At 68.7% G+C, this 6,204-nt stretch carries 5 protein-coding genes and 1 pseudogene; 4 read left to right on the top strand and 2 right to left on the bottom strand.

The features are described from left to right. Nucleotides 1-134 precede the first annotated feature (134 nt). From AQI95_RS49875 to AQI95_RS24220, 3 genes are all read left to right on the top strand, one after another. Nucleotides 135-263, top strand: a complete 129-nt coding sequence (locus tag AQI95_RS49875) for a hypothetical protein (protein ID WP_279617021.1) — start codon at nt 135-137, stop codon at nt 261-263. A 68-nt stretch (nt 264-331) separates the two neighbouring features. Continuing rightward, on the top strand, nt 332-2,896 hold the full coding sequence (locus tag AQI95_RS24225) for an MMPL family transporter (RefSeq protein WP_067127406.1): 2,565 nt from the start codon (nt 332-334) through the stop codon (nt 2,894-2,896). A gap of 584 nt (nt 2,897-3,480) precedes the next feature. Continuing rightward, nucleotides 3,481-3,840 (top strand): winged helix-turn-helix transcriptional regulator, encoded by a 360-nt coding sequence (locus tag AQI95_RS24220; RefSeq protein ID WP_067127403.1) that lies wholly within the window; start codon nt 3,481-3,483, stop codon nt 3,838-3,840. A 124-nt stretch (nt 3,841-3,964) separates the two neighbouring features. Here AQI95_RS24220 and AQI95_RS45145 read toward each other — a convergent pair. Both AQI95_RS45145 and AQI95_RS24215 read right to left on the bottom strand, forming a co-directional pair. After that, a pseudogene (locus tag AQI95_RS45145) lies at nt 3,965-4,143 on the bottom strand (IS5/IS1182 family transposase); the annotation flags it as partial. Between the two features lie 183 nt (nt 4,144-4,326). Next, nucleotides 4,327-5,229: a LysR family transcriptional regulator gene (locus tag AQI95_RS24215; protein ID WP_107121721.1), complete on the bottom strand. Its 903-nt coding sequence runs from the start codon at nt 5,227-5,229 to the stop codon at nt 4,327-4,329. 61 nt (nt 5,230-5,290) lie between these two features. Here AQI95_RS24215 and AQI95_RS24210 point away from each other — a divergent pair, with 61 nt between their 5' ends. After that, nucleotides 5,291-6,202, top strand: coding sequence for an alpha/beta hydrolase (locus AQI95_RS24210; protein WP_067127397.1), 912 nt, complete (start codon nt 5,291-5,293; stop codon nt 6,200-6,202). The last annotated feature ends 2 nt before the right edge of the window (nt 6,203-6,204 follow it).

The following is a 6,204-nucleotide window of genomic DNA, read 5'->3' as shown; positions in this document are numbered from 1 at the left end:
CCTCCACCCCCGGTGGGGTTTTCTCCACCCCCGAACGGCTCCCCAGCTCCAGTGTCCGTGCAGCTCGCCGAAGCGAGGCTGGTGCCGTCCCCGACGAGCAGCCATCAGCTGATGATGCGAGGAGTTTCCCTGCCATGACGACCCACACGAGCGCGCCGCACCGGCACCGGGTGCCGGCCCTGGCCCTGGCCCTGATCACGATGCTCGGCGCCGCGCTCACCGCCTGCGACGCGGCCTCCGCAGCTGCCTGCGTCGCCGAGTGAGGCGGTCGCACCAGTGCGACCCGCCAGCCGCCTTCCTGCCCGAAACCTGACCAGAAGAGTGTGCCGCCATGCGCGTGCTAGCCAGATGGTGCTTCCGACACCGCTTCGTAGTCCTCGGAATCTGGGTCGCCCTGCTGACCGCCCTTGCCCTGCAGTACGCGAAGCTGGGCACCAGCTACTCCGACGCCTTCAGCCTGCCGGACACGGAGTCGGCCAGAGCCCAGACCCTGCTCCAAGCCTCCGCGCCGAAGCAGGCGGGTGACACCGACCAGATCGTGGTGCACGTCCGCAGCGGCTCGGTACGTGATGCCGACGTCCGGCACAGGGTGAACGCAATGCTGACCAAGGTCGCGGCCCTGCCATCGGTCACCTCCGTGGCCGGCATGTACGGCGCCGCAGGCGCGGACCAGATCAGCAAGGACGGCCGCACCGCCTACGCCACGGTGACGTTCGACGCGCCCGCCGACCGCATACCGGCCGCGGACGTCACCCGGGTTGTGGACACCGCCCGGTCCGCAGGAGGTACGCACCTCCAAGTGGAACTCGGCGGACAGGCAGTCACCGACGCTGCCCAAGGCACGACCCAGAGCACCGAGCTGATCGCCCTGGCGGCCGCGGGCATCATCCTGTTCGTCGCCTTCGGCTCACTGCTCGGCATGCTGGTGCCGCTGCTGGTCGCCGTCGCCGGGCTCGGCGCCGGTCTGCTCACGGTCGGCCTGCTCTCCCACGTGACGACACTGGGCAGCATCGCCCCCACGGTGGCGGCCCTTCTCGGGCTCGGCGTCGGCATCGACTACGCGCTGTTCATCGTCACCCGGTACCGCAACAACCTGCGTGTCGGCCTGCACCCCGAGGACGCCGCCGTGCATGCCATGAACACCTCAGGGCGTGCGGTGCTCTTCGCCGGTGGCACCGTAGTCGTCGCCCTGCTCGGCCTGCTCGTCCTGAACATCAGCCCGCTGACCGGCATGGGGATCAGCGCCGCGACCGCCGTAACCGCCACCATGACCGCCGCCGTGACGCTGCTGCCCGCGCTCCTCGGCCTGTTCGGCCACAGGCTCCTCACCAAGCGTCAGCGGCGGTCCCTCGCTGCCCACGGTCCACGGACGAACGCGGCGACCGGATTCTGGGGACGCTGGGCCGATCTGGTCGGCCGCCGCAAAGCGGTGCTGGGGTTCCTCGCCCTCGTTGTCGTCGCGGTGCTGTCCATCCCCGCCCTGTCCCTGCGGCTGGGTACCGCAGATGCCGGGAACGATCCGAAGGGCACGACCACCAGAAGCGCCTACGACCTGCTCGCCCAGGGCTTCGGCGCTGGTTCCAACGGCCCGCTGGTGCTGGTCGCCCAACTGGGCCGGGCAAGCGACGCGCCCCGCGTCACCACCCTGGTGTCCACTCTCGGGAACACCCCCGGTGTCGCGTCGGTACAGGCACCGCCGCACCCCACCGCTGGACTTGAGGTCATCCAGGTGATCCCGGACAGCGCTCCCCAGTCCCGGGCCACCAGCACCCTGCTCAACCACCTGCGCAAAGATGTGATCCCCGCCGCAGAGAAGGGCTCCACGCTGAAGGTCTACGCCAGCGGGACACCGGCGGCCTCCGAGGACCTCGCCACCGTGCTCGCCGGAAAGCTGCCGCTCTTTGTCGGGGTGATCGTGCTGCTCGGCTGCACCCTGCTGCTGCTCGCCTTCCGCAGCCTCCTTGTGCCGCTCACCGCCGCTGTGATGAACCTGCTCGCCTCGGCGGCGTCCTTCGGCGTGGTCGTGGCGGTCTTCCAATGGGGCTGGGGAGCCGCGCAGTTGGGCGTCGGCAAGGCCGGCCCGGTGGAGGCCATCCTGCCGCTGATCATGCTGGCGATCCTCTTCGGTCTCTCCATGGACTACCAGGTGTTCCTGGTCAGCCGCATGCACGAGGAGTGGGAACACACCCACGACAACCATCATGCGGTCCGTACCGGCCAGGCCGAGACCGGCCGAATGATCACCGCCGCCGCCATGATCATGATCTGCGTGTTCACCGCCTTCGTCCTCGGCGGCCAGCGCGTCATCGCCGAGTTCGGCGTCGGCCTGACCGCCGCGGTCGCCATCGACGCCTTCGTCCTGCGGACCCTGCTCGTCCCCGCGGTGATGCACCTGCTCGGGCGCGCCAACTGGTGGCTACCGGGCTGGCTGGACCGGATCCTCCCGCACCTGTCGGTCGAAGGCGCGCCTCAGCCCACGAACGCCGTCTGTCCGCCTCCGCTCCGGCGCCCGTCACCCCGTCACCCCGCCCGGCACAGCCCATCCGAGTTGTCGAGGCGACGTCCGTCAGCGGCTCCGGTAGAGCCGAGGCATCCCCGCCACACGGCTCAGAGCCCCACACCAAGCACTCCGAAGTCGGCCCTCGTCGCGTACCTGTGGTGGTCCGCCCTGGGCCTGTTCGGAGCGCACTGCTTCTACCTCGGCAAGAACCGCCGCGGACTCTTGTACCTATGCACCCTCGGCCTGTGCGGGCTGGCCTGGCTGGTCGACCTCGTCACCCTCGCCCACCAGGTCCGCATGGCAAACGCCCGGATCCAGCATCCAGGGCCACGTCTTCGGCCTCGGGGGACAGTGGATCATTCGTCTGCTGGTGGTTCGGCGCCGGCACGTCACTGAGCAGTGCACATAAGCTCTGGGCGAGGCGGCGGCCGCTGTGAGTCCGAGCATGCCGGACTCGTCTCTCAATCAAGATCGGGACCATTCCCGGACCGGCGAACTGCTCTGGGTGCCGAGCTGCGTCAAAGAGACGAGCCATCGTTTCCCTGGCAGGATCTCGTGTCAGAGCGACTGCCGTTGGAAGGGGTCGGCAGCTCGCTGATCGCACCAATCGGCCGCTTGCTGATCGCACCAACTGGAACGCAGCCGTGTTGTGCGGTCATCGCGCGCCGACCACTGACCGCGCCCGTCGAGAGCCCCCGGCCGAGGACCGCCTGTGAGAGCCTTGGGCTCCACAGTACGGTGACGGTGTGACCCGCCAGACCTGACATTCCGGGATGACGGAAGCCGGCTCTGGCGATCACGGCTCGCTCGCGTACTCCCCGGTCGCGCCGGCCGGCATGGAAGGCCCCGGCGGCCGGACCACTGCGAAGGCCGCAACCCAATGCTCTCCATGAGTTACTTAAGAACCCGAGGAGAGTTAGTCTGGTCTCGCAAAAGCCTGTCTGCCGCATGGGGGAACGGACGTGACTGCCGAAAACACCATGTCAGAGGTATCTGAAAACGTCGGCGCGCTCGCCAACTCGGTTTTCGCGAACATCGCCAACAAATGGGCTCTCCTGATCATCGAGACACTGGGCACCGAGACGCTGCGGTTCAGCCAGATCAAGGCGCGGATGAACGGTGTCAGCCACAAGATGCTCGCCCAGACTCTGCGCAATCTGGAGCGGGACGGCATCGTGAATCGCACGCCGTACGCCACCGTGCCCCCTCGGGTGGACTATTGCCTGACCGATGCCGGGCGAGAGCTGCAGCAGACCGTTCACGGCATCTGCCACTGGACCCGGAGCCACCTGGACCACATCGAGGCCGCCCGGCAGCGCTTCGACTCGGCAGGTGGGTAGAAGGGGCAGGACGTCCCATGCGGGCGATCACCCGGGACTTGGCCCGCGCCGTCGGCCGGCGACACGGTGCGCCTTACGGTTGTGGGTCCAGAATGACCGTCCTGCACGGCTTCGAAGTCGAGTGATCGGCGACGACGTGCACATTCATACCGTGCTTCTTGTGTCTTCCAGAGCAGAGGGGCTGGTCGGCAGCTATGCGGTCGATCGGCAGCAGAGTTCCGTCCAGAAGGGCGAACGCTCTGGCCGAGGCAGCTCGCACCGCCTCGGCCAGAGCGGGGTGAGTGCGGCCAGGAGATCGACGGCCCGCTGAGCATCGAGCGCTACGCGGCCACCGAGCACCTCACCCTTCACCGTCCTGCGACGCGGTCACTGATCATTCTCGACCGCGACGGACAGTGCATCCACCTGCGCTCTTCAGCCTGACCACCCGTCCGGAAGAGGAAGAGAACGAACGAAAAGGCCCGGCGCGCTGCAGGCGTGTCTGTATCAGCTGGGGTTCAGCGTCGAGATGATCGTGTCGCGGAGCCAGCGATGTGCGGCGTCGTCGTCCAGGCGGGGATGCCAGGACATCGCGTAGCTCATCGGACCGATCTCGTCCGGCGCCGGGATGACGGTGGTGACACCCGGAGCCGCGTGCTGGATGGCGAACCTCGTCGGCAGGGTCGCCACCAGCGAGGTACCCGGGACCGCGCTGGCGGCCGCCGCGTGGTAGGGCACGGTCACACTCGCCCGCCTCGGCCTGCCCAGCGCTTCGAGGCGCCGGTCGACGTGCCCTTGCCGTCCGTCCATGACGTCGACGACGATATGGGCACAGCCCAGGTAGTCCTCCAGCGACATGGCACGACGCTGTGCCAGCGGATGGTGACTGGAGATCAGGCAGGAGTACCCCTCGTCGAACAGTGCGTGCGAGCGCAGTGGGGTTGGCGATGTGCCGCCGTGGATGAGCAGGTCCACCATGCCGTGTTCGGCCTCGGCGAACACGGCATGGTGCCAGCGGGTGAAGAGCATCGTCGAGCCGGGCGACTGCTCGAATACCCGCCCGAGCAGCGTTCCGCTGAGCAGTGAGACGGTGTAGTCGGTTCCGGCCAGCCGGAACGCGCGTGCCGCCGTGGCCGGGTCGAAGGTCTCTCCGGAAAAGACGTGCTCCAGGCGCGGGAGTGCGTGCTGCAGCTCGGCCTGGATGCGTTCGGCCCGCGGGGTGAGCTGGTACCCGCCGGGACCGCGTACGAGCAACTCGTCGCCGAGGATGGCGCGCAGGCGTTGCAGTGCCCGGCTCATCGACGGCTGGCTCATGCGCAGCCGGGCCGCCGCGCGGGAGACATGCCGTTCTTCGAGCAGCGCGTGCAGCGGGGCCAGGAGGTTCAGGTCGACCGACTCTATGCGTGGCACGCATACAGGGTATGCAGGATATGGCATTGCCGCATATTCCCTGGCGAAGGACGCTGGGTGCATGAGTAGAGAACAGCGCAAGGCGCTCGACACCCTGTTCCGCACCGGCCCGCTGGAGATCGGCGGCGACCACCTGCAGCAGCGGGCGGTCTTCACTCGCATGCTCACCTCCCGCCCGCTGCCCAACGACGTGATCCTCACCCCCGGCAGCCTCGGCGGTGTCCCGGTGTTGGAGATCGGCATCGACGGCGTTGCCCCGAAAGGCACGCTGCTGTGGTTCCACGGCGGCTTCTACGTCCTCGGCTCGGCCCGCACATCGGCCGCTCTCGCCTCGAACGTCGCCCGACGTACCGGCATGAAGGTCATCTCGGTCGACTACCGGCTCGCACCCGAGCACCCCTACCCGGCCGCGCTGGACGACGCCCTGGCCGCCTACCGCGCCGTGCTCGACGGGAGCGGGGACCCCGGCCCTGCGGGTGTCGCCGTGGTCGGTGAGTCCGCCGGCGCGGGCCTGGTCGCGGCGCTGCTGGTCTCCGCCCGCGAGCACCGCCTCCCGATGCCGGCCGTGGGCATCCTGTTCTCGCCGTATGCGGACCTGACGCTGACCGGAGCGAGCATGACGACCAAGACCGCGGTCGACCCGTCGTTCAGCCCGGAGGCCATCGCGGTGCGAGCCAAGGACTACGTGGGTGCCGCCGACGCTTCGGATCCGCTGATCAGTCCCGTGTTCGCCGACTTGCGCGGCCTGCCGCCGCTGCTGATCCAGGCCGGGTCGAACGAGCTGCTGCTCGACGACGCGGTCAGGCTCGCAGCGCGCGCCGCCGCGGATGACGTCCCGGTCACCCTTGAGGTCACCCCCGGTGTCCCGCACCTGTTCCAGGCATTCGCCGCGATGCTGGAGGAAGGCGAAGCCGCGCTGCGGCGGGTGAGCGACTTCCTGTCCGCGGCGTTCACCTCCGGGGCTTCACGATGACC

It is taken from the genome of Streptomyces yokosukanensis, assembly GCF_001514035.1.
GTDB lineage: Bacteria > Actinomycetota > Actinomycetes > Streptomycetales > Streptomycetaceae > Streptomyces > Streptomyces yokosukanensis.
The sequence above is the reverse complement of the archived record's forward strand: the minus strand, read 5'-3'. Positions and strand labels throughout refer to the sequence as shown.